This is a genomic window from Pseudomonas sp. LBUM1662 (genome assembly GCF_059695915.1).
Genome location: NZ_CP166793.1, coordinates 3,810,165 through 3,831,985, shown reverse-complemented (window position 1 = coordinate 3,831,985; position 21,821 = coordinate 3,810,165). Strand labels below are relative to the sequence as shown.

General features: G+C 60.1%; 20 protein-coding genes. 7 read left to right on the top strand and 13 right to left on the bottom strand.

Going from position 1 to position 21,821, the window contains the following annotated elements; translation table 11 throughout:
• Positions 1-106: 106 nt before the first annotated feature.
• From ACA049_RS17125 to copC, 8 genes are all read right to left on the bottom strand, one after another.
• Complete coding sequence (locus ACA049_RS17125; protein WP_438662143.1) at positions 107-1,387, bottom strand: TRAP transporter large permease; 1,281 nt, start codon at positions 1,385-1,387, stop codon at positions 107-109.
• Complete coding sequence (locus tag ACA049_RS17120; protein ID WP_497328480.1) at positions 1,388-1,915, bottom strand: TRAP transporter small permease; 528 nt, start codon at positions 1,913-1,915, stop codon at positions 1,388-1,390.
• Between the two features lie 78 nt (positions 1,916-1,993).
• Positions 1,994-2,965: a TRAP transporter substrate-binding protein gene (locus ACA049_RS17115; protein ID WP_497328479.1), complete on the bottom strand. Its 972-nt coding sequence runs from the start codon at positions 2,963-2,965 to the stop codon at positions 1,994-1,996.
• A gap of 61 nt (positions 2,966-3,026) precedes the next feature.
• Complete coding sequence (locus ACA049_RS17110; protein WP_497328478.1) at positions 3,027-3,920, bottom strand: SMP-30/gluconolactonase/LRE family protein; 894 nt, start codon at positions 3,918-3,920, stop codon at positions 3,027-3,029.
• 53 nt (positions 3,921-3,973) lie between these two features.
• Entirely contained in the window at positions 3,974-4,792 is an 819-nt protein-coding gene (locus ACA049_RS17105) for an NAD-dependent epimerase/dehydratase family protein (protein WP_497328477.1), read from the bottom strand.
• A gap of 267 nt (positions 4,793-5,059) precedes the next feature.
• Entirely contained in the window at positions 5,060-6,355 is a 1,296-nt protein-coding gene (locus tag ACA049_RS17100; protein WP_497328476.1) for an OprD family porin, read from the bottom strand.
• A 239-nt stretch (positions 6,356-6,594) separates the two neighbouring features.
• The gene (gene copD, locus ACA049_RS17095) at positions 6,595-7,452 is read right to left on the bottom strand and encodes a copper homeostasis membrane protein CopD (RefSeq protein WP_497328475.1); all 858 of its coding nucleotides are present in this window, start codon (positions 7,450-7,452) and stop codon (positions 6,595-6,597) included.
• Between the two features lie 3 nt (positions 7,453-7,455).
• Positions 7,456-7,821, bottom strand: a complete 366-nt coding sequence (copC, locus tag ACA049_RS17090; RefSeq protein ID WP_497328474.1) for a copper homeostasis periplasmic binding protein CopC — start codon at positions 7,819-7,821, stop codon at positions 7,456-7,458.
• Between the two features lie 138 nt (positions 7,822-7,959).
• Here copC and ACA049_RS17085 point away from each other — a divergent pair, with 138 nt between their 5' ends.
• A complete protein-coding gene (locus tag ACA049_RS17085) occupies positions 7,960-8,580 on the top strand; it encodes a TetR/AcrR family transcriptional regulator (protein ID WP_497328473.1) in 621 nt (206 codons plus the stop codon).
• Between the two features lie 118 nt (positions 8,581-8,698).
• Here the strand turns inward: ACA049_RS17085 and preA are convergent, their stop codons facing one another.
• From preA to ACA049_RS17065, 4 genes are all read right to left on the bottom strand, one after another.
• Positions 8,699-9,973, bottom strand: a complete 1,275-nt coding sequence (preA, locus tag ACA049_RS17080; protein ID WP_497328472.1) for an NAD-dependent dihydropyrimidine dehydrogenase subunit PreA — start codon at positions 9,971-9,973, stop codon at positions 8,699-8,701.
• Positions 9,974-11,341, bottom strand: coding sequence for an NAD(P)-dependent oxidoreductase (locus ACA049_RS17075; protein ID WP_497336889.1), 1,368 nt, complete (start codon positions 11,339-11,341; stop codon positions 9,974-9,976).
• 157 nt (positions 11,342-11,498) lie between these two features.
• Positions 11,499-12,938 (bottom strand): dihydropyrimidinase, encoded by a 1,440-nt coding sequence (gene hydA / locus ACA049_RS17070; protein WP_123364390.1) that lies wholly within the window; start codon positions 12,936-12,938, stop codon positions 11,499-11,501.
• Between the two features lie 391 nt (positions 12,939-13,329).
• Positions 13,330-13,494, bottom strand: coding sequence for a hypothetical protein (locus ACA049_RS17065; RefSeq protein ID WP_497328471.1), 165 nt, complete (start codon positions 13,492-13,494; stop codon positions 13,330-13,332).
• Here ACA049_RS17065 and ACA049_RS17060 point away from each other — a divergent pair.
• From ACA049_RS17060 to ACA049_RS17035, 6 genes are all read left to right on the top strand, one after another.
• Complete coding sequence (locus tag ACA049_RS17060; protein ID WP_497328470.1) at positions 13,493-14,977, top strand: NCS1 family nucleobase:cation symporter-1; 1,485 nt, start codon at positions 13,493-13,495, stop codon at positions 14,975-14,977. The genes ACA049_RS17065 and ACA049_RS17060 overlap by 2 nt on opposite strands.
• A 140-nt stretch (positions 14,978-15,117) precedes the next feature.
• A complete protein-coding gene (locus ACA049_RS17055) occupies positions 15,118-16,401 on the top strand; it encodes a Zn-dependent hydrolase (RefSeq protein WP_497328469.1) in 1,284 nt (427 codons plus the stop codon).
• A gap of 185 nt (positions 16,402-16,586) precedes the next feature.
• Positions 16,587-17,021 carry a carboxymuconolactone decarboxylase family protein gene (locus tag ACA049_RS17050; protein ID WP_497328468.1) on the top strand — a complete coding sequence of 145 codons (435 nt, stop codon included), beginning with the start codon at positions 16,587-16,589 and terminating at the stop codon, positions 17,019-17,021.
• A gap of 3 nt (positions 17,022-17,024) precedes the next feature.
• Complete coding sequence (gene sigJ / locus ACA049_RS17045) at positions 17,025-17,912, top strand: RNA polymerase sigma factor SigJ (protein ID WP_497328467.1); 888 nt, start codon at positions 17,025-17,027, stop codon at positions 17,910-17,912.
• 115 nt (positions 17,913-18,027) lie between these two features.
• Complete coding sequence (locus ACA049_RS17040) at positions 18,028-19,524, top strand: helix-turn-helix transcriptional regulator (protein WP_497328466.1); 1,497 nt, start codon at positions 18,028-18,030, stop codon at positions 19,522-19,524.
• Positions 19,525-19,719: 195 nt separating this feature from the next.
• Positions 19,720-19,974 carry a DUF1652 domain-containing protein gene (locus ACA049_RS17035; protein ID WP_497328465.1) on the top strand — a complete coding sequence of 85 codons (255 nt, stop codon included), beginning with the start codon at positions 19,720-19,722 and terminating at the stop codon, positions 19,972-19,974.
• A gap of 460 nt (positions 19,975-20,434) precedes the next feature.
• On the opposite strand, the gene ACA049_RS17030 is transcribed toward ACA049_RS17035, so the two are convergent.
• Positions 20,435-21,550, bottom strand: coding sequence for a Gfo/Idh/MocA family protein (locus ACA049_RS17030; protein WP_497328464.1), 1,116 nt, complete (start codon positions 21,548-21,550; stop codon positions 20,435-20,437).
• Positions 21,551-21,821 lie beyond the last annotated feature (271 nt).

The following is a 21,821-nucleotide window of genomic DNA, read 5'->3' as shown; positions in this document are numbered from 1 at the left end:
GCTTTTTCGGTAATGGGTGAACAGGCTTTCTGTAGGAGCCAGGCTTGCCGGCGAAGGCGCACTCAAGGACGCTTTCGCCGGCAAGCCTGGCTCCTACAGAACGGGTTTACAACACCAAATGCGGCAACCACAGCGACAGTGCCGGAATGTAGGTCACGGCCATCAGCACCAGGAACAGCACGCCGTAGAACGGCAGCAGCGCTTTCACGGTTTTCTCGATACTGACTTTGCCCACGGCCGACCCCACAAACAATACCGCGCCCACCGGCGGCGTAATCAATCCGATCCCCAAGTTCACCAGCATGATCATGCCGAACTGTACCGGGTCCACGCCAATGCCCAGAATCACCGGCATCAGGATCGGCGTCAGGATCAGGATCAGCGGCGCCATGTCCATCACGGTGCCGAGCAGCAGCAACATGACGTTAATGCACATCAGGATCACGTAACGGTTGTCCGACAGGGTCAGGAACATCGTGGTGATCTTCGCCGGAATCTGCATCAGCGTCATGATGTAGCCGAAGCTCGCTGCGAAGCCAATCAGGATCATCACGATCGAAATCGTCCGCACCGTGCGGTGCATCAGTTTCGGCAGCTCGCTCCACTTGTAGTCGCGGTAGATGAACATGGTCACGAAGAACGACCACAACACCGCAATCGCCGCCGATTCGGTGGCGGTGAAAATACCCGAGAGGATCCCGCCGAGGATGATGACCATGGCCATCAGGCCCCACATCGCTTCACCGCAGATTTTCAGCGCCTGCTTCAAGGGAATGACTTCGCCCTTGGGGTAGTTGCGCTTTTTCGCGAAGATCAGGCACAGCACCATCAGGCACGCGCTCATCAGCAAACCCGGGACCACGCCGGCCATGAACAGCGACGCAATCGACACCGTGCCGCCCGCGGCCAGGGAATAGAGCACCGAGTTGTGGCTTGGCGGGGTCAGCAAGGCTTGCACCGAGCCGCTAACTGTCACGGCCGTGGCGAATTCACGGGGATAACCACGACGTTCCATCTCTGGAATCAGCACCGAACCGACCGAGGCCGTGTCAGCCACCGATGAGCCGGAGATCGCGCCAAAGAAGGTCGAAGCCATGATGTTGACCAGCGACAAGCCGCCACGGACAAACCCGACCAGCACGCCGGCAAACGCCACCAGCCGCCGGGACATGCCGCCCTCGGCCATGATCGCGCCGGCCAGGACGAAGAACGGAATCGCCAGCAAGGAGAATTTGTTCACCCCGCCGGCAACCTGAATCATCAGCGCCTGGAACGGGATGTCGATCCACCACGCACCGATCAGGGCGGAAAGCCCCAGTGCATAGGCGACCGGCATGCCAATCAGGATCAACGCAATAAAACTGCCCAACAGAATCAACGCGTCCATTCAGGCAGCCCCTTCGCTTTCTTCAACCAGGTCGAAACGCACGACCCGACGGTTGCTCTGGTCACCGAGCAAGAGTTTTTCCAATACAAAGATCAGCGTCAGCAACCCGCCAACAGGGATCGGCATGTAGGTGATGCCGACGCGCAACGTCGGCATCGCGCTCATGAACTGATTCCAGGTCGACAGGCACAGCTTGGTGCCCCAGATCGCCATGAACAGGCAAATGGTCGCCATCAACAGCTGGGAGAAAATACTCATGGCTCTGCGCAACTCGGGGGCCATGCGATCAGTGAGCATCGCCACCGCCATGTGCGCGCCGGCGCGGTAACTGGCTGCGGCGCCGATGAAGGTGAAGACCATCATCAGCAAGATAGCGGTGGGCTCCGGCCAGCTGGAGCCGGTGCCGAGTACATAGCGGGCGAAGACGCCCCAGGGAATGATCAGGGAGATCGTCAGGACCGACAGACCGGCGACCCAGATGCAGGTCATGTAAATCCTGTCGTTGATGCGTAGTAGCAGATTCTTCATCGGGTTCCACCGTAACCGGGCGCGCGCTGACATACACCAACGTCAACGGCGCCGGGCCTTTCATGAGGGCAGGGAGGGTTACTGAACGGCTTCGATGCGCTTGATCAGGTCGGCGTAAGGCGCGCCGTATTTCTCGCGGATCGAGGCGGTGGCCTCATAGAAAGGTTTTTTGTCGACGGTGATGAACTCGACGCCGGCTGCCTTGAGCTTTTCCTCACTGCTGGCCGATTTTGCATCCCACAAGGTGCGTTCCTGCGCCTGTGCGGCTTTGGCGGTTTTCTTCACCAGCACTTGCTGCTCGGGGGTGAGTTTGTCCCAGGTGATTTTCGACATCACGATCGGCTCAGGCAGGATCAGGTGCCCGGTCAGGCTGTAGAACTTGGCGTTCTGGTAGTGGTTGTGTTCAAGCAGGGTCGGCGGGTTGTTTTCCGCACCGTCGATCACGCCCGTCTGCAAGGCGCTGAAGATCTCGCCGGTGTCCATCGCAATGCCGTTGCCGCCCATGGCGTTGATGGTTTCGATGAACATCGGGTTGCCTTGCACGCGGATTTTCATACCCTTGAGGTCTTCAAGTTTACGCACCGGTTTTTTCGTGTAGATGTTGCGCGTGCCACCGTCCATCCAGGCCAGGGCGACCAGGTTGAATCCGGAGTTGGTGATCTTGTCGAGAATCTCGTCGCCGACCTCACCGTCGATGACTTTGCGCATGTGCGCCTGGTCGCGGAACACGAACGGCATGTTGAACACGTTCACGTCCGGCACCACCGGCCCGACGATGCCGAGGCTGACCCGGGCCATCTGGATGGCGCCGACCTGGGCTTGTTCAACCACTTCTTTTTCCGAGCCGAGCACACCGCCGGCGAACATCTTGAAAGTCAGCGTGCCGTTGCTGTCGGCCACCAGGGTTTTGCCCAGTTGCTCTTCGGCCACTACGGTCGGGTAACCAGCGGGGTGGATGTCGGCGAATTTGATTTCCAGCGCCTGGGCGGCACTGCTGAGGGTGAAGGCCAAGGGGAGTGCAGCGGCGAGCAAGGTGCGTTTGAAGTCCATGGGGGTGTCTCCAGTTTGTTATTTTTTTTGTATTCAAGGCGCAGCGGTGCAGCAGAAGCCGTTAAAGCGGGTCGTTGAACAGCGGTTCCGGTAAACCTTTGACGCCGGGGTCGAGCGCGAACACGCCGCCGGCCAGTGACTGGGGATCATGGTCGTCACCGGGGCGGATCGAGGTCACGAACAGCGTGTCCAGTCGACTGCCACCGAAGGCGCACATGGTGGGTTTTTTAACGGGGACGGCGAGGGATCGGTCCAGTCGGCCGTCCGGGGTGAAACGGTGAATCAGCCCGGCGTCGTTGGCGCAAATCCAGTAGCAACCTTCGGCATCGACGGCGGCGCCGTCGGGGCGGCCGGGGAACTGATTCATGTCGACGAACAGCCGCCGATTGGACGGTGTGCCGCTGTCGATGTCGTAATCGAAGGCCCAGATCTGCTGCACCAGCGGATGGGAATCGGACAAATACATCGTCCGGCCGTCCGGGCTGAAGCCCAGGCCGTTGGGCACGATGAAGCCGTCGAGCCGTGCTTCGAGCGGCCCACGCTGCCCGGCGCTGTAGCGATACAACGTGCCATCGGCGGCGTTGGCGCCCATGTTCAGCACCATGCTGCCGGCCCAGAAACGCCCCTGACGATCACAGCGACCGTCGTTCAGGCGCATGTCGACACGGGCATGGTCGACGTGCGCGAGCAGTTCGCTGTCAAGGCTGCCATCGTTGTGCGGTTGCAAATGGAAGAACCCGCTTTCCATCCCGGCCACCCAGCCGCCATCGCTGTGGCGGGCGATACAGGCGAGCATTTCCGGGGCAGTCCAGGCATGGACATGACCGCTGTCGGCGCTCCAGCGCTGCAATCCACCGGCAGGAATATCCACCCAATACAGGGCGTTTTCCTCCGGGACCCAGACCGGACTTTCACCGACCGCGTTTCGGGCATCGACAATCAATTCGGCTTGCATGGCAACTCATTCCCTTGGGTTTTTGTTGTGGGGATCAAGTGAGGTCAGCGGGTTCAGTCACCGAACGGGCCGGACGCCACAAACGCTCCACCCTGGTAAACCATGGCCGGGTCATCAGCGGCGGGCATCGGCTGCGCTTCGACTTTTTCGCGGAACACTTCGGAGCTGTCCTGAGGCGCATACCCCAGGGCGGTCGCGAAACGGTTGTCCCACCAGACGTTCTTGTTATCGGACATGCCGTAGACCACGGTGTGGCCGACGTTCGGCGCGTACAGCGCGCGTTCGAGCAGTTTGGTGAGGTCGCCGAAGCTCAGCCAGGTGCTCATCATTCGGCGGTTTTGCGGTTCCGGGAACGAGGAGCCGATGCGAATGCTGACGGTCTCGATGCCGTAGCGATCGAAGTAGAAACTGGCCATGTCTTCGCCGTAGGACTTGGACAAACCGTAGTAGCTGTCCGGGCGGCGAGGGCAGTGGGCGTCGATGGTTTCACCTTGCTTGTAGAAACCGATGACGTGGTTGGAGCTGGCGAAGATCACCCGCTTCACGCCATGGCGGCGCGCGGCTTCGTAGATGTGGAAGACGCCGCAGATGTTGGCACCGAGGATTTCTTCGAACGAGCGCTCTGTCGATACACCGCCGAAATGCAGGATCGCGTCCACGCCTTCGACCAGTTGATGCACGGCCTGCTTGTCCGCCAGATCGCAAGTTACGACTTCTTCGCGGTCATCGACGGCCGGGGCCATGTTGGCGATGTCTGACAGGCGAATGACGTTGGCGTAAGGGCGCAGGCTTTCGCGCAAGACTTTACCCAGGCCACCGGCGGCACCGGTCAGCAGCAGGCGATTGAAAGGGGCTGTAGGAGTGCTGGTCATGGAAGTCCCTGTGTACGCAATTATTGTTGTAGGTTGTCGTATGACTGTGTCGAAGTATCGTAAGGCTTTCCGAGTCTTGTCAACGCGACTTTGGTTGAAAATGACGGAGGGTCATCGCAGTGCTGCATCGCTCTGTACTTCACACTTACCCTGTGGGAGCGGGCTTGCTCGCGAAAGCGGTGTGCCAGGAAACATCAATTTCGCTCATTACACCGCTTTCGCGAGCAAGCCCGCTCCCACAGGTTTGAGCCAGCCAGAAAAAACGCCTTACAGCAACGAAATCGGATAGCTGATGAAAATCCGGTTTTCGTCGAATTCGTTGGTGCTGAAGCTCTTGCGGATGGTCGCGTTGCGCCATTTGACGTTGAGGTTCTTCAACGGACCGCTTTGCACGGTGTAGGCCAGTTCCGATTCGCGGCCCCATTCCTTGCCGTCGGTGATTGTCCCGGTGTGGACGTTATCGCCGCTGATGTAGCGGTTCATCATCGTCAGGCCGGGAACGCCGAGGGCGACGAAGTTGTAGTCGTGGCGCAGCTGCCAGGATTTTTCCTTGGCGTTGTCGTAGCTGGAGTTGTAGCTATCGTTGGCCAGCGTGCCGCCGCTGGTGCCGTTGACCCGCATCCAGACATCGTCGCCGCTGAGTTTTTGCAGGCCGACGTAGAAAGTGTTGCCGCCGTACTTGGCCGAGAGCATGGCGAACGCGGTTTTGTTGTCCAGGTCGCCGGCGAAGGCGCTGCCGTCTTCCTTGCCGATGAAGTAGCCGAGGTTGGCGCCCAGGGTCCAGTCGCCGATCGGCTGGCTGTGGCTCAGGTTGAAATATTGCTGCTGATAAATATCGCTGAGTTCCGAATACCAGACGCCGACCTGAGTGCGTTTTTCATTGAAGGCATATTCACCGCCGCCGAAGTTGAAGCGGTCCGAGGTGAACGCGGCTTTGGTGTTCATGGACATGTCTTCCATGCTCGCATCGTTGCGCGGGCTGTTCTGGCGGAACTGGCCGCCGTAGAGCGTCAGGCCGCTGATCTCGGTGGACGTCACCTGGCCGCCACGGAAGGTTTGCGGCAGCGAGCGGCCATCGTCGGAGCGCAGGATCGGCAGCACCGGCATCCATTCCCCGACCTTCAATTCGGTCTTCGAGATTTTGCCTTTGAGCGCCACGCCCATGCGGCCGAAGTTGTCGGCAGGGCGGCCGTCGTCGTGGATCGGCAGCAGCTGTGTGCCGCCCGTGCCTTTGCCGCCATCGAGTTTTTGCGAGTACAGGCCCAGCACATCCACGCCGAAACCGACGGGGCCTGGGGTGAACCCGGACTTGGCGTCGAGGATGAAGTTTTGCGTCCACTCTTCAGCCTTGCCCTGGGGGTAGGCCGGGTTGGTGTAGTTGCGATTGAAATAGGCGTTGCGCAGGTTCAGCGTGGCTTTGGCGTCATCGACAAAACCTTCTGCATGACTGGTCATGGGCAAGGCAAAGGCCAGACTGCTGCAACCGATCAGGCTCAGGGTGTGGCGGCGTACGAAGGTCGGGCGAGGGGTGCTGGCGAAGGAATTGCGGACGAGTTTGCTCACAGTGACGCTCCCTTTTTTCTTGTTGTTTTTATTTTTTGTCATACGTCGTCGTACAACATGGGGCGATTATTTGCGGGGCTTTCAGGGATTGTCAATCAGAAGTTATACGATGACTTGGGATGTGCTGCCAAATCCCCTGTGGGAGCGGGCTTGCTCGCGAATGCGGTGTGTCAGTCGACATCAACGTTAACTGACACACCGTATTCGCGAGCAAGCCCGCTCCCACATTAGACCTGTGTTTAGCCAGCCATCATCGGGGGCAGGGTGCCCAGCAGGGAAACCGCCGCCACCGCGCCAATCCCCAGCAACCATTCCACGATAACGCTGGTTTTCAGTGCCGCCAGGCGTTGCTCGCATTCCTTGATCCGCAGTCGGTTGAACATCGCCAACCCCAGCATCATGGCCACCAACACCACTTTGATCAGCAGAATCAACGCAAATCCGGACAGCAACGGCGTCGGCCAGAACTGCCCGGTGAGTACGCGAACGTTGATCAAACCGGTCACCAGCAGCCCGGCGACCAAGGCGTAACCGACGCCACTGAAACGCTGCAGCATGGCGCGTATGTCATGGTTTGCCGGTTGCCGCAGGATCATCACCAACAGCATCAACCCGCCCAGCCAGGCGCCGACGCAGGTCAGGTGAATGATTTGATTGAGGATCAATAGTTGGCCTTGAAGGCCGTCGAGCATGGCGCCATGACCGATCGGGGCGAGGGTCGCCAGCAGCAGACTGACGAGGCCGATCCGCAGGGGATGACTGGAGCGCCAAGGCGTCAGCAGCAGCGCCACCAACAGGACATTGAACAGCAGATGCCAGCGCCAGACCTGACCGAAAAACGTATTGCCCAAGACCAGCCGCAGTGTCGACGGATCGAATGCCGCGTCCCAGGCACCCGCCATGCTGGCGGTGATCAGCAGCAACCAGCCGACGCCAGTGACCAGCGCCACCGCCGCGAGCAATCGGGTCACTCGCGCCAGCGGTTGATCCAGCACCGTGTCACGGCGTAACAGCAAAGGCCTGAACACCCAGGCCCCGAACAGCATCAGCACCACGGTGAAATGCAGAAAGCGGCACAGCACCATCGCGCTGATCATGAATTACTGGCCAACCTTGAAGCTGTAGGCGCCTTCACTTTTGTGGGTATCGACCGACACCGCATGCCATTCGACTTTGTAGGCTCCCGCCGTCAAAGGCACGGCTGGCGTGACGATCAAGGTCTTCTTGTCACTGCCTTCGGTGGCCAGGTTTTTCACCGGCACATCGGCGCCGTCCTTGCTGATCGTGACCTTGGTGAAGGTCGCTTCGACGCCTTCGGAAAACACCAGGCGCAATTCCGTTGGCCCGGCCACGGTGCTGTCGGCGGCCGGGGTCTGGCTTTTCAGATGGGCATGGGCAAACACCGACGAGGCGGCGAGCAGCGAACCGAGCAGGGCGGCGGTGGTCAGGGCTTTCTTGAGCAGCATCGTGAATACCTCAGAGGCAAGTTCGAAGAGGCGCCAGTTTACCTGCGAGCACCCTTGTAAACGAAGTTTCGTTTTCCCTGGTCGCCGCGAGGTAGAGCGGATGCTAGTCTTGGCCAACGCTGTTGTCAGGGAGCCCTCATGGGCAATCACAAGATCGAGATTCGTCGCAGTAACGTCGAGAAGATTCTGCTGGGGGCCGAAAAGGTCTTCGCCGAAAAAGGCTTCGGCGGCACCGCCATGGCCGACATTGCCGCCGAAGTACAACTGCCGCGCTCCAACCTGCATTACTACTTCAGCACCAAGACCGAGTTGTACAGCGCGGTGCTGTTGGGTTTGCTGGAAGTCTGGAAGCAGGACGCGTTGTGCTTCGAGATGTTCGATGACCCGCGCGTGGTGCTCAGCAGTTACATCCGCGCCAAGATGAACCACTCCCGCAGCCGGCCTTATGGCTCGAAAGTCTGGGCCAACGAAATCATCCACGGCGCGCCCACGCTGGGCGTGGCGCTGGACGAGAGCCTGTACGACTGGGCCAAGATGAAAGAAGCGAAAATCCGTCAGTGGGTCGATGACAAACGCATCCTGCCGGTGGAGCCTTCAAGCCTGCTGTACATGATCTGGGCCTCGACCCAGCATTACGCGGACTTTGATCATCAGGTGAATATTCTCAATGATCATCAGCCGCTGTCGGACATGCAGTTCGAGCGGGCGGTGCAGACGGTGACGAGTGTGATATTGCGGGGGATCGGGTTGGAGCCGTAGATCAAAAGATCGCAGCCTCGTTTCACTCGACAGCTCCTACATTGGAATGCGTTTCCCTGTAGGAGCTGTCGAGTGAAACGAGGCTGCGATCTCTTGATCTTGATCTTGATCTTAAATATCAAACCGCAACACGGTACGGATTCCGCGGATCATGATTCCAATCCAGAAACGGCTTGCCGTTCTCCATCGGCACCATCTCGATGCAATCCTCCACCGGGCAGGTGATCTGGCATAGGTTGCAGCCCACGCACTCGTCATCAATCACTTCGTACTTATGCGTCCCGTCCGCCTGCTTCAGGCTGGCCACCGCCTGGTGCGAGGTGTCTTCGCAAGCGATGTGGCAACGCCCGCAACCGATACACGCCTCCTGATCAATCTTCGCGATCACCTGATAGTTGATGTCCAGGTACTTCCAGTCCGTGGTATTGCCCACCGCGCGACCGGAAAACTCCGGGATGCTGGCGTAACCCTGACTGTCCATCCAGCGTGACAACCCGTCCTTCATCTCCTCGACAATCCGGAAGCCATGCAGCATCGCCGCCGTGCACACCTGCACCGAGCCGCTGCCCAGGGCGATAAATTCCGCGGCATCGCGCCAACTGCCGATGCCGCCAATGCCGGAGATCGGCAGGCCTTGGGTCTGTGGATCACGGGCGATTTCGGCGACCATGTTCAGCGCAATCGGCTTCACCGCCGAGCCGCAATAACCGCCGTGGGTGCTTTGGCTGCCCACGGCTGGATTGGCGACCATGCGCTCCAGGTTGACGCTGGTGATCGAGTTGATGGTGTTGATCAGCGACACCGCATCGGCACCGCCTCGATGGGCTGCTCGGGCCGCCACGCGGATGTCGGTGATGTTCGGCGTGAGCTTGACGATCACCGGCAGCGAGCAATACGTCTTGCTCCAGCGGGTGACTTGCTCGACATACTCCGGCACCTGGCCGACCGCCGCGCCCATGCCGCGTTCCGGCATGCCGTGGGGGCAACCGAAGTTCAGCTCGATGCCGTCGGCGCCGGTGGCTTCCACCAGCGGCAGGATGAATTTCCACGACTCTTCGACGCAGGGCACCATCAGGGAAACGATCAGCGCGCGGTCCGGCCAGTCTTTTTTGACTTGGGTGATTTCCCGCAGGTTGATCTCCAGCGAGCGGTCGGTGATCAGCTCGATATTGTTGAAGCCCACCACTTCACGGTTGGCACCGAAGAGCGCCGAGTAGCGCGACGACACGTTGACCGCCGCCGGGTCTTCACCCAGGGTTTTCCAGACCACGCCACCCCAGCCGGCCTCGAAGGCGCGAACCACGTTGTAGGCCTTGTCGGTCGGCGGCGCGGAGGCCAGCCAGAACGGATTCGGGGATTTGATGCCCGCGAAGACAATCGAGAGATCGGCCATTTACGCAGCCTCCACGTTGAGCATCAGTTGAGCGTTGATGGCCTCGGCCGCCCGTTTGCCATGCTGCACGGCTTGCACGGTGAGGTCCTGATCGAGGCTGGTGCAATCGCCACCGGCATACACGCCGGGAATGCTGGTGCGCAGTTGTTCGTCGACCTGGATTCGATCGCCTTGGCGCATGAGTTCGCGTGCCAGCGGATCGGCGAGGGCGCTGGCATCGAAGGCCTGGCCGATGGCTTTGAAAATCGCGTCGGCAGCCAGTTCGAAGGTGTCGCCGGTGGTTTGCAGACGACCGTCTACCAGATGCGTGCGGGCGAAGCGCATGCCGCGCACGTTGCCTTGGTCATCGAGCAGCACTTCTTCAGGTTGTGCCCAGGTCAGCAGGCGCACTTGATTGGCCTTGGCGATGTCCTGTTCGTGGCCGGTGGCGCCCATTTCCTCGACGCCGCGGCGGTACACCAGATTTACGTCGCGAGCGCCGAGGCGAGCCATTTGCACGGCCATGTCGATGGCCGTGTTGCCGGCGCCGAGGACGATGCAATGATCGGCCAGCGGCAGTTGGCTCAGGTCATCCGCCTGACGCAGTTCGCGGATGTAATCGGTGGCAGCGAGCAGGCCGGGTGCGTCTTCGTGAGGCAAGCCGAGTTGTTTGCTGGCGGCCAGGCCGAGGCCAAGGAACACCGCGTCAAATTGCTGATGCAGTTCGCTGAGGGTCAGGTTCTCGCCGAGTTTCTGCCCGTGACGGATTTCGATGCCGCCAATCGCCATAAGAAAATCCAGTTCCTTCTGCGCGTAGTCGTCCACCAGTTTGTACTTGGCGATTCCGTATTCGTTGAGGCCGCCAGCCTTTTCCCGGGCCTCGAAAATCACCACGTCGTGGCCATGCATCGCACTGCGGTGAGCGCAGGACAACCCGGCCGGGCCGGCGCCGACCACCGCGATGCGTTTGCCGGTGGCGGCGGCGCGCTGGAAGGGGTGTTCGCTGAAGTGCGCGTTGTCGACCGCGTAACGCTGCAACAGGCCGATCAATACCGGTGCGCACTCATGGTCGTTGTTGCGCACGCAGGCTTGCTGGCAAAGGATTTCCGTCGGGCACACCCGGGCGCAGCTGCCGCCGAGGATGTTCGCCGAGAGGATTTTCTGCGCGGCACCCTGGACGTTTTCCTGATGGATATTGCGAATGAACGACGGAATATCGATCTCGCTCGGACAGGCATTCACGCACGGCGCGTCGTAGCAATACAGGCAGCGCGAGGCTTCCAGATGCGCCTGACGGTCGTTGAGTGGCGGTGCCAGGTCGGTGAAATGGCCGGCGAGGGCGGCCGCATTCTCGTAGGGATGCGGAAGGTGGTTCAGGGTCTTGATCACGGTGTTGGCCTCACGGTTAATTGAGGTGATGCCTCTGGTGGGCATTGGTATTCGTGTTGTCTGGGCCGGCCTCTTCGCGGGCAAGCCTCGCTCCTACTAATGGAATGCGTTCCCCTGTAGGAGCGAGGCTTGCCCGCGAAGGCCGAAGGCCTCGATCTCAGCGTTTCACTGCCACAGGCTTGTTCAACTCCGCCCGCTTGCTCAGCAAATCAAACACCGCCGGATACGCCGGCCGTTCGACATACCGCCCGGCACCACGCTCGGCCCGCAGATCACCATCGGCCCACACCACCCGACCCTGGCTCACGGTATGGCTCGGCACGCCGCGCACGGTTTTGCCTTCGAAGATGTTGAAGTCCACCTGCTGGTGGTGAGTCTTCGCCGAAATGGTCCGCGTGCCCTCTGGATCCCACAGCACCAGGTCCGCATCCGCACCCACGCGAATTGCCCCTTTGCGCGGGTAGAGGTTGAAGATCTTCGCGGTGTTGGTGGAGGTCAGCGCCACGAAGTGCTGCATCGACAATCGCCCGGTGTTGACCCCTTCATCCCAGAGCACGGCCATGCGATCTTCGATGCCGGCGGTGCCGTTGGGGATCTTGCTGAAGTCATCCCGGCCGGCGGCTTTCTGCTCGGCGCAGAAGCAGCAATGGTCGGTGGCGGTGGTGTGCAGGTTGCCTGATTGCAGACCATGCCAAAGCGCTTCCTGATGGCCGCGCGGACGGAACGGCGGGCTCATCACGTAACCGGCGGCGGTCTGCCAGTCCGGGTGTTGGTAGACGCTGTCGTCCAGCAGCAAATGCCCGGCCAGCACTTCACCGTAGACTTGCTGGCCCTTGCTGCGGGCGTAGGTGATTTCGTCCAGCGCTTCCTTGGTCGAAACATGCACCAGGTACAGCGGCGTACCCAGCGTTTCGGCGATGCGGATCGCCCGGCTTGCGGCTTCGCCTTCTACTTGAGAAGGCCGAGACAGCGGATGCGCTTCAGGCCCGGTCATGCCCTGGGCCATCAACTTGCGTTGCAGGTGATAGACCAGCTCACCGTTTTCCGCGTGCACCGTCGGCACCGCGCCGAGTTCCAGGCAGCGCTCGAAACTCGCCACCAGGGTGTCATCGGCCGCCATGATCGCGTTCTTGTAGGCCATGAAATGCTTAAAGCTGTTGACCCCGTGCTGGCTGACCAGCTCGGCCATTTCCTCGCGAACCTGTTCGCTCCACCAGGTTATCGCGACGTGGAAACCGTAATCCGACGCCGATTTCTCGGCCCAGCCGCGCCACTGATGAAACGCTTCCATCAGGGATTGCTGCGGATTGGGAATCACGAAATCGATGATCGACGTGGTGCCACCGGCAAGACCTGCCGCCGTGCCACTGAAAAAATCTTCACTGGCCACGGTGCCCATGAAGGGCAGTTGCATATGCGTGTGCGGGTCGATGCCGCCAGGCATCAGGTATTGGCCGCTGCCGTCGAGGACTTCGGCGCCTGCGGGAACATCAAGATTTTCGCCGATGGCTTTAATCACGCCGTCGGCGCAATAGACATCGGCGCGATAACTTTCATCATGGGTAATAACGGTGGCGCCACGGATCAACAGAGACATTCCGAGTTCCTCGCAGGCAATGACCGACTTGGGTCGGTTCTAAATGTTTTATATGAAGCTTAGGCAAACAGGTGTATTCCTGTCAGCGCTGTCAGGAATAGAAACTAGTCTGAGTTTATGGAATGAGCAAGATTATTTTTTATAAGCTTATTGCTGTTTTAACGCATTGATAAATAACGATAAAAACTGAAAATCACCAAAATGGTGTGACGCTGAACCATTTTGACGCACTTGACAGGTTATCAAAATGAACGAGATTTCTTATGTGAAATCAGCTGCTTGAGGATGGTCTATGGTTGATGCGCAACTTTGAAAAAAAGACGTATGCACCAGATTGAGCCCTGACTGTTCGGACAACTTGCCTGACATTCGGCCTGAGTGAATAGGCAAGTCACCGGGGGGCTTTTCCGGAACTGTATATAAAACTGATAAACATCAGTTGGTTGCGAAGTTTTTGTGGAACTGCCCGATGCGCAAACAGGGTGCCCGGCACGTTTATTGATGCCGCCAGCCCCTGATGAGCAAAAAATAATTCAAAGAACAGTGGAGCGGCCATGCAACAGATCAGATCGCAAGTGACCGAGCGCGACGGCTTGTTCGAGCTCGAAGCCGGCAGCGACGTCCTCGACAGTCCCCGGTACAACCACGACATGGCACCGACCAAGGTGCGCGAACGAACCTGGAACAAATGGCACATCACCGCGTTGTGGGTCGGCATGGCGATCTGCGTGCCGACCTACACCCTCGGCGGCGTGCTTACCGCCTATTTCGGCCTGAGCGTCGGCGAAGCGTTGCTGGCGATTCTGTTCGCCAACATCATCGTCTTGATCCCGCTGACCCTGAACGCCTTTCCCGGCACCAAGTACGGCATTCCGTTCCCGGTGCTGCTGCGTTCGTCCTTTGGCATCCTCGGCTCCAACGTTCCGTGCCTGATTCGAGCGCTGGTGGCGTGCGGCTGGTTCGGTATTCAGACGATGTTCGGCGGGTTGGCCATTCACCTGTTTCTCGGCTCGGTGTTCGACGGCTGGAAAGCCCTCGGCGGGACCGGTGAAGTGATCGGCTTCATGGTGTTCTGGGCCTTGAACCTGTGGGTGGTGATTCGCGGTGCGGACTCGATCAAATGGCTCGAAACCCTCTCGGCGCCATTGTTGGTGCTGGTCGGTGTGGGGCTGCTGGTGTGGGCGATGCCGAACGTGTCGATGACCGAATTGATGGCGATCCCGCCCAAGCGTCCGGAAGGGGCCAGCGTGGTCAGTTACTTCGCCGCCGGGTTGACCGCGATGGTCGGGTTCTGGGCGACGTTGTCGCTGAACATTCCCGACTTCAGCCGCTATGCGAAAAGCCAGAAGGATCAGATCGTCGGGCAGATCATCGGCTTGCCGCTGACCATGTTCCTGTTCGCCTCGCTGGGCGTGGTGATGACCGCCGCCTCGGTCAAGCTGGTGGGCGTCACAGTCTCTGATCCGGTCACCCTGATCGGCCATATCCAGAGCCCGGTCTGGGTCGCGTTGGCCATGGCGCTGATCATCATCGCCACGTTGTCGACCAACACAGCCGCCAACATTGTGTCGCCGACCAACGATTTCCAGAACGTCGCGCCCAAGCTCATCAACCGCACCAAAGCGGTGATCCTCACCGGCTTGGTCGGCCTGGCGCTGATGGCCCATGAACTGCTGAAGAAGCTTGGATTGATCGTCTCGGATCTAAGCCTGGAGACCGTGTATTCGAATTGGTTGCTGGGCTATTCGAGCCTGTTGGGCCCGATTGCCGGGATCATGGTGGTGGATTATTTCCTGATCAAGAAACAGCAACTGGACCTGGCCGGGTTGTATCGCGATGACGTGTACCCGGCGTGGAACTGGTTCGGGTTTATTGCGTTTGGCGTGCCGGTGGCGTTGACGCTGCTGTCGTTGGGCAGCGATGCGTTCAGCTGGTTTTATAGTTACGGCTGGTTCACCGGTTCGGCGTTGGGTGGGTTGATTTATTACGGGTTGTGTTCGATGCGGCCTAACCCGTCAGTCGCGAAATCTGCGGTGTGAGTACTGGCCTCATCGCGGGCAAGCCTCGCTCCTACAGGTTCGCGTATTCCTTGTAGGAGCGAAGCTTGCTCGCGAAGACGGCCTTCCAGACACCAAAAATTGCCTGAAGAATTCCATAAGAACTGCCTGAGGAGATCACCATGAACGCTGCTGTAGACGTTCTGCAATCCACCCATCAGCACATCAACCGCGACCGCTTGTGGCAGTCGCTCATGGACCTGGCCAAACTCGGTGCCACGGTCAAAGGCGGCGTGTGTCGCCTGGCCCTGACCGATCTGGACCGCCAGGCCCGGGACATCTTCGTCAACTGGTGCGAAGACGCCGGTTGCACCGTCAGCATCGACGCCGTCGGCAACATTTTCGCCCGCCGCCCCGGCCGCAATCCGAACCTGCCACCGGTGATGACCGGCAGCCACATCGACACCCAACCCACCGGCGGCAAGTTCGACGGCTGCTTTGGCGTACTGGCCGGGGTCGAAGTGCTGCGAACCCTCAACGACCTCGGTGTGGAAACCGAGGCGCCGCTGGAAGTGGTGGTCTGGACCAACGAAGAAGGCTCGCGCTTCGCCCCGTGCATGATGGGCTCGGGTGTATTCGCGGAGAAATTCACCCTCGAAGAAACCCTGGCCAAGGTCGATGCCGAGGGTGTCACCGTTGGCGAAGCCCTGAATGCCATCGGCTATGCCGGCCCGCGCAAGGTCAGCGGCCACGCCGTCGGTGCCTATTTCGAGGCGCACATCGAGCAAGGTCCTATCCTCGAAGACGAGCACAAAACCATCGGCATCGTCATGGGTGCCCTCGGCCAGAAATGGTTCGACCTGAAACTGCGCGGCGTCGAAGCCCACGCCGGCCCGACGCCGATGCACCTGCGCAAGGACGCCTTGGTCGGCGCTGCAGTGATCGTCGGTGCCGTCAATCGCGCTGCCCTCGGCCATCAACCTCACGCCTGCGGCACCGTCGGTTGCCTGCAAGCCTATCCCGGCTCGCGCAACGTGATCCCCGGCGAAGTGCGCATGACCCTGGACTTCCGTCATCTGGAGCCGGCGCGCCTGGACTCGATGATCGCCGAAGTCCGCGAAGTCATCGAAACCACCTGTGAGGAACACGGCCTGACCTTTGAACTCACGCCCACCGCCGACTTCCCGCCGTTGTATTTCGACAAAGGTTGCGTCGAAGCGGTACGCGGCGCTGTGCAAGGTTTGGGGCTGTCGCACATGGACATCGTCAGCGGAGCAGGGCACGACGCAATCTTCCTCGCCGAACTTGGTCCGGCCGGGATGATCTTCGTGCCGTGCGAAGGCGGCATCAGCCACAACGAAATCGAAAACGCCGCGCCGGATGATCTGGCGGCGGGGTGTGCGGTGTTGTTGCGGGCAATGCTGGCGGCGTCGGCGGCGATTGCGGACGGTGAGCTCGCCGCTTGAAGATCAAAAGATCGCAGCCTCGTTTCACTCGACAGCTCCTGCATTGCAATGCGATCCCTGTAGGAGCTGTCGAGTGAAACGAGGCTGCGATCTTTTGACTGTGGCAATTCAAAAATCAACACACGTCACAATCCCGAACCCTCAATCGTCATCCTGTTAAATCCCCCAGACAGTGGAGCAACACGATGCCGTCCAACACCCAACCGGTCAACCTTCTGCAGTCTATCCCTCAGGTGTTCGAGAGCCTGACTCAGGTCCATGTCACCCTCGACAGCCACGACCTGAGCCCGACCCTCAAACACCTGATCCACCTGCGCGCCTCGCAGATCAACCAGTGCGGTTTCTGCGTGAAAATGCACACCCGCGAGGCCCGTGATGCCAATGAAACCAACGAGCGCCTGGATCGCCTGATCGTCTGGCGCCACGTCAGCGATTTCACGGCGGCTGAATGCGCCGCCCTGGCCTGGACCGAAGCCCTGACCGTCCTCGATGCAAAGACCGATTACGCCAGCCTGCGCGGTGACTTGCGCGAACACTTCAACGACGCCCAGATCGGTGCCTTGACGGCCGAGATCGGCATGATCAACCTGTGGAACCGTTTGCAGGTGTCGAGGCACTGATTGATGAACTGCGCTGAAAAAGCCGCCGCTGTGTTCGAGCAGCGCCGGCCCTTTTTGCTGGGTCTGGCGTACCGCATCCTCGGCTCCCGCGCCGAAGCCGAGGATGTCGTGCAAGAGCTGTTCATCAAATGGCTGGAGGCTGATCGCGCCGCCATCGCCACCCCGGCGGCCTGGCTCACCACGGCCTGCACCCGGCACTGCATTGACCTGCTGCGCTCGGCGCACAAGTCGCGTGTCGACTACATCGGCACCTGGCTGCCGGAGCCGATCCACACCACCCACCAGGATTCCCCCGAACACATGCATGAACTGGCGTCCTCGCTGTCCACCGCATTCCTGTTGCTGCTGGAACGGCTGACTCCCAAGGAACGGGCCGCTTACCTGCTGTATGAGATTTTCGACATGGATTACGCACACGTCGCGGATGCCGTCGGCGTACAGGAAGCGGCGTGCCGCAAACTGGTGTCCCGCGCCAAGGCCCGCCTCGGCAGCGGACACACCCGTTACCCGCCGGAGCGGGCACGTCAGGACCAACTCTTGAGTGCCTTCCACAGCGCCATCGCCAGCGGTTCAACCGCGTCCTTGACGGTGATGCTCGCCGAAGACGTCGAACTCTGCGCCGACAGCGGCGGCAAGGCTTCGGCGATTCGCGAGACGCTGTTCGGGATTGGCCGCGTGCTGGATTTCATTGGTCAGTCGCTGCATGTCTACTGGCAGGCGTGCGAGTGGCTGCCCACGGAAATCAATGGCGCCCGAGGGGTGGTCATCAAGGCCGACGGCATCATCAGCGCGTCGCTGACCTTTGATTTTGACGAGGCGGGGCGGGTGAGCCGGATTTTCATCATGCGTAATCCGGATAAGCTGGCGGGGCTGGAAGCGTCGTTGCTGTAGCCGATGTAGCCTCTGTAGCACGGCGGCTGCACGTCCTTTGCACTATCCCACCCCTGCGCGGTCGTAATCTTCACAGGGCGGCGCGTTGCTGCGCCGCCGCACCCGTGGAGATCCAATGAGCCAGGACGTCCTGACCACCGAAACCAATCGCCGTCAGTTGCAGCAGATCATCGCCGGGTTATCCGACGGGGTGATTCTGCTGGAACTCGACCAGACCATTCTGTGGGCCAATGAAGCCGCGCTGGCCATGCACGGCGTCAACCGGATCGGCGAATTGGGTGTCAATGCCAAGGAATACGCCAGGCGTTTTGCCTTGCGCTATCGCAACAATCATCCGGTGGCGCCGGAAAACTACCCGATCAGCCGCGTCGCCAAGGGCGAGACGTTCGCCGATGTGCTGGTTGAGGTGACACCGACCGACGACGAAGAACGCACCTGGGTGCACAACGTGCGCAGCATGGTGCTGACCGACAACGGGGGCGAGCCGGAGTCGCTGGTTTTGATCATGGACGACGTCACGGAATGGGCCAGTGCCGAGCAGCGTTTCGAAAAGACCTTCAACGCCAACCCGGCGCCGGCGGTGATCTGTCGTCTCAGCGATTTGCGTTACATCAAGGTCAATGCGGGCTTCCTGGAAATGACCGGCTATGCCCGCGACCAGGTGATCGGAGCTTCGACCTATGAGCTGGACATTCTGGACGGGGCTGAAAAAAGAGACCTGGCGATCGAGCGTCTGCGCGATCACGCCACGATTCCGCAGATGCAAGCCGAGCTGAAGCTGCCTGACGGCGGCTGCAAACAGGTGATCGTTGCCGGCCAACCGCTGGAGTTCAACGAGGAAGACTGCATGCTGTTTTCCTTCGTCGACATGGAGCCGCGGCACAAGGCCGAAGTGGCGCTGCGTCAGAGCGAGGAGCGGTTTGCCAAGGCGTTTCGCCTGACGCCGGTGCCGACGCTGGTCTGCGATGCGCAGGATCAGGTGGTGATCGACGTCAACGAAGCCTTCCTGGACACCCTCGCGTACCCCAGTGAAGAAGTGCTTGGCAAAACCGTCGTCGAGCTCGATTTTATCGATGACAAGGGCGCACGCACCCGGCTGTTTGCGGCGCTGGAGAAGGCCGGCAGCCTGGACCGGGTCGATGTCAGAATCCGCAGGAAAGACTCGACCTTGATCGATTGCACGGTGTCGGCCGACACCGTGAACATTCAGGACAAGCCTTGCTACCTGCTCGTGTTGATGAACATCACCGAACGCAAGCGCACCGAGCTGGAGCTGGTGGCGGCGATCGAGGAAGTGATGAAAGACGCCTCCTGGTTCACTCGTACGCTGATCGAAAAACTCGCCAACGTGAAGAACATCAACTCGCCGCAATTGCCCAGCGTGTCCTTCACCGACCTGACTGCCCGCGAGCGCGATGTGCTCGGCCTGATCTGCGAAGGCCTCGCGGACAAGGAAATCGCGGCACGCCTGAAACTGGCGCCCAACACCGTGCGCAACCATGTGTCGACGGTGTATTCCAAGCTGGATGTGCACAGTCGCAGCGAGGCGATTGTGTGGGCGCGGGAGCGCGGTTTGTTCTCTAGCGAGTGGCGGCCCAAAGGTCAGCGTTAAGGTGCAAATGCACTAGACGGGGCAGTGCAAATGGATGTTCTGGCGAGCCGCGGCAGTTCCTAATCTGTAAGGGTGCGAAACGGGCTTTTGGTCGGTCTCGCGTCCTCTCCGTAACAGCTTAAGGAACAGTCGCATGCTCGGCCAATTCAACAGGTTTTCAGTCGACGGGGTCAGCCGGCCCATGGGTGAATCGCAATGATTTATCTGACGCAATTGCGTGCGCAACTGGAACAGCACTTTTCCCCACTGGCTTGTGATTGCAGCGTGTCGGGTGACAACTCGGTGACGGTGAAGCTGTATCACCCGGTGTCGGGGCAGGTGGATCTGGTAGTCAGTGGCCTGAGTGTCACTCACCTCAGAACCCCGGAAGCGGTCGCATCGTTGATTGAGGAGCTGCGTTACGAGCTCGAGAGCAACAGTTTGCATCCGCGACAGGACTCGGTTTCGTAGGAGCTGTCGTTTTTCAGGGTTGAAAAGCGGCTAAGCGCCTCAATTGCTGGCATTGGCGGCTGGCTAGGCTATAAGAAATGCGAGGGTATTATTTTCTGTGACCAGTCCGCGGCTTCGCGGTAAGGGTGTCGGGTCGCGGAAAGTGTCGATTACTTATCGCGGGACAGCCTATGAACAGTCTTGGGAAACGTGCTTTTTCGCCTCTGTCGCTCGCCTTTTGCGCAGCGATTCTCAGCGGTTGCGCCAGTCCGCCTCCGCCTGCGCCCGTCGCACCACCGCCCGCTCCTCAACGCACGTGTGAAACCACTGAGCAGAAAGAAGTGATGGGCGACGCCCGAGTGACCGAAGAGGTGACCCGGGAGACGACGCTCACTCGTTGCGTCACTCAATAATCCTGAGCGGCTGGCGGTGCAATGACCCGGCATCCTCACGGGTGCCGCAAGTCATCGGTGCCTGAACCTCAGACGTCCTCGATCCTGACCCAGCGTGACTCGTCTGCCGCCAAACGAATCGCCGTCGCCAGACGTTCGACTTCCCACGCTTGCTCAAAGTCAGTGCCGCCCCGGGAAAGGCCGGCCAGCGCCATTACCAGGTCGTGCACTTCCAGCGTCTTGAGTTCGTTGTACCCCAACTGGTGACCCGCCGCCGGACTGAACGCGGCGTAGCCCGGCAGGTTCGGCCCCGCCAGCAAACGCTGGAAACCGTCCTGACCGGCGCGATACAACCGCAGCTCGTTCAAGCGCTCCTGATCGAACGCGAGCGTGCCTTCCGTGCCGCTGATCTCGAAGCTCAGGTGATTCTTGTAGCCATGCTTGAGCCAACTGCTGCTGAACGTACCGCGCGCGCCGTTGGCAAACCGCAGCAGCGCGTGGACCTGATCGTCGACCGCGATGTGCCGTTGCTCCTGGCTGCCCGCCGTCGCAGGGCGCTGGCGGTGCACGGTCTGGGTGTCGGCGCACACGGATTCGACATCGCCCACCAGATAGCGCGCCATCGCCAGCAAATGACTGCCCAGATCGGCCAGCGCGCCGCCCGCGTGATCGGCATCGCAGCGCCACGACCACGACGAAGAAGGGTCGGCCATGAAGTCTTCGCTGAACTCCCCCTGAAAACTGATGATCCGCCCCAGCTTGCCACTGTCGATCAGCTCCCGGGCCAGCCCGATCATCGGATTGTGCTGATAGTTGTATCCCACCCGCGTCACCACGCCCGCGGCTTTGGCGGCCAGGCGCATGGCGTTGGCTTGCTGCAGATTCACGGCCAAAGGCTTCTCGCAATACACCGGTTTGCCGGCGGCGATGGCGGCCATGGCCATGGGGTAGTGGAGGTGATTGGGGGTGGTGATGGCGATCAGATTGACCTTCGGGTCGTCGATCAGTTGTTGCCAGTGGGAGTGAGCGATTTCGAAGCCCCAGCTGTCGGCGCAGAACCGGGCACGCGTCGGATCGGCGTCGGCGAGGGCGGCAAGTCTGAGCTTCAGCGGGAGCTCGAACACCGCGCTGACGTTGCGAAAGGCCAGGGCGTGGGCGCGGCCCATGAAACCTGTGCCGATGAGTCCGATACCGAGTTCGCGCATAGCTGGGGGCCTTTTGGATTTTTGTTGTGGGGAGGTTATTTATGGAATAAAAATTCCTCAAATGCAATTGGTGGAATAATAATTCGTTTGTCGGTTCGTATAAGGCATCAGTGCTACAGCGCTATGGGGCCAGGAAGGGGGGCCTGGCCGGAGGGGTTACGAGTCACCGGGAGTAAAATTCGGTGCATCGCATTACCGATCTGTACTGCCCCTCTGTCAGATTCTGAAATAACTCGTCTCGTATGAGGCGCTCCGAAACATTGTAGGATCT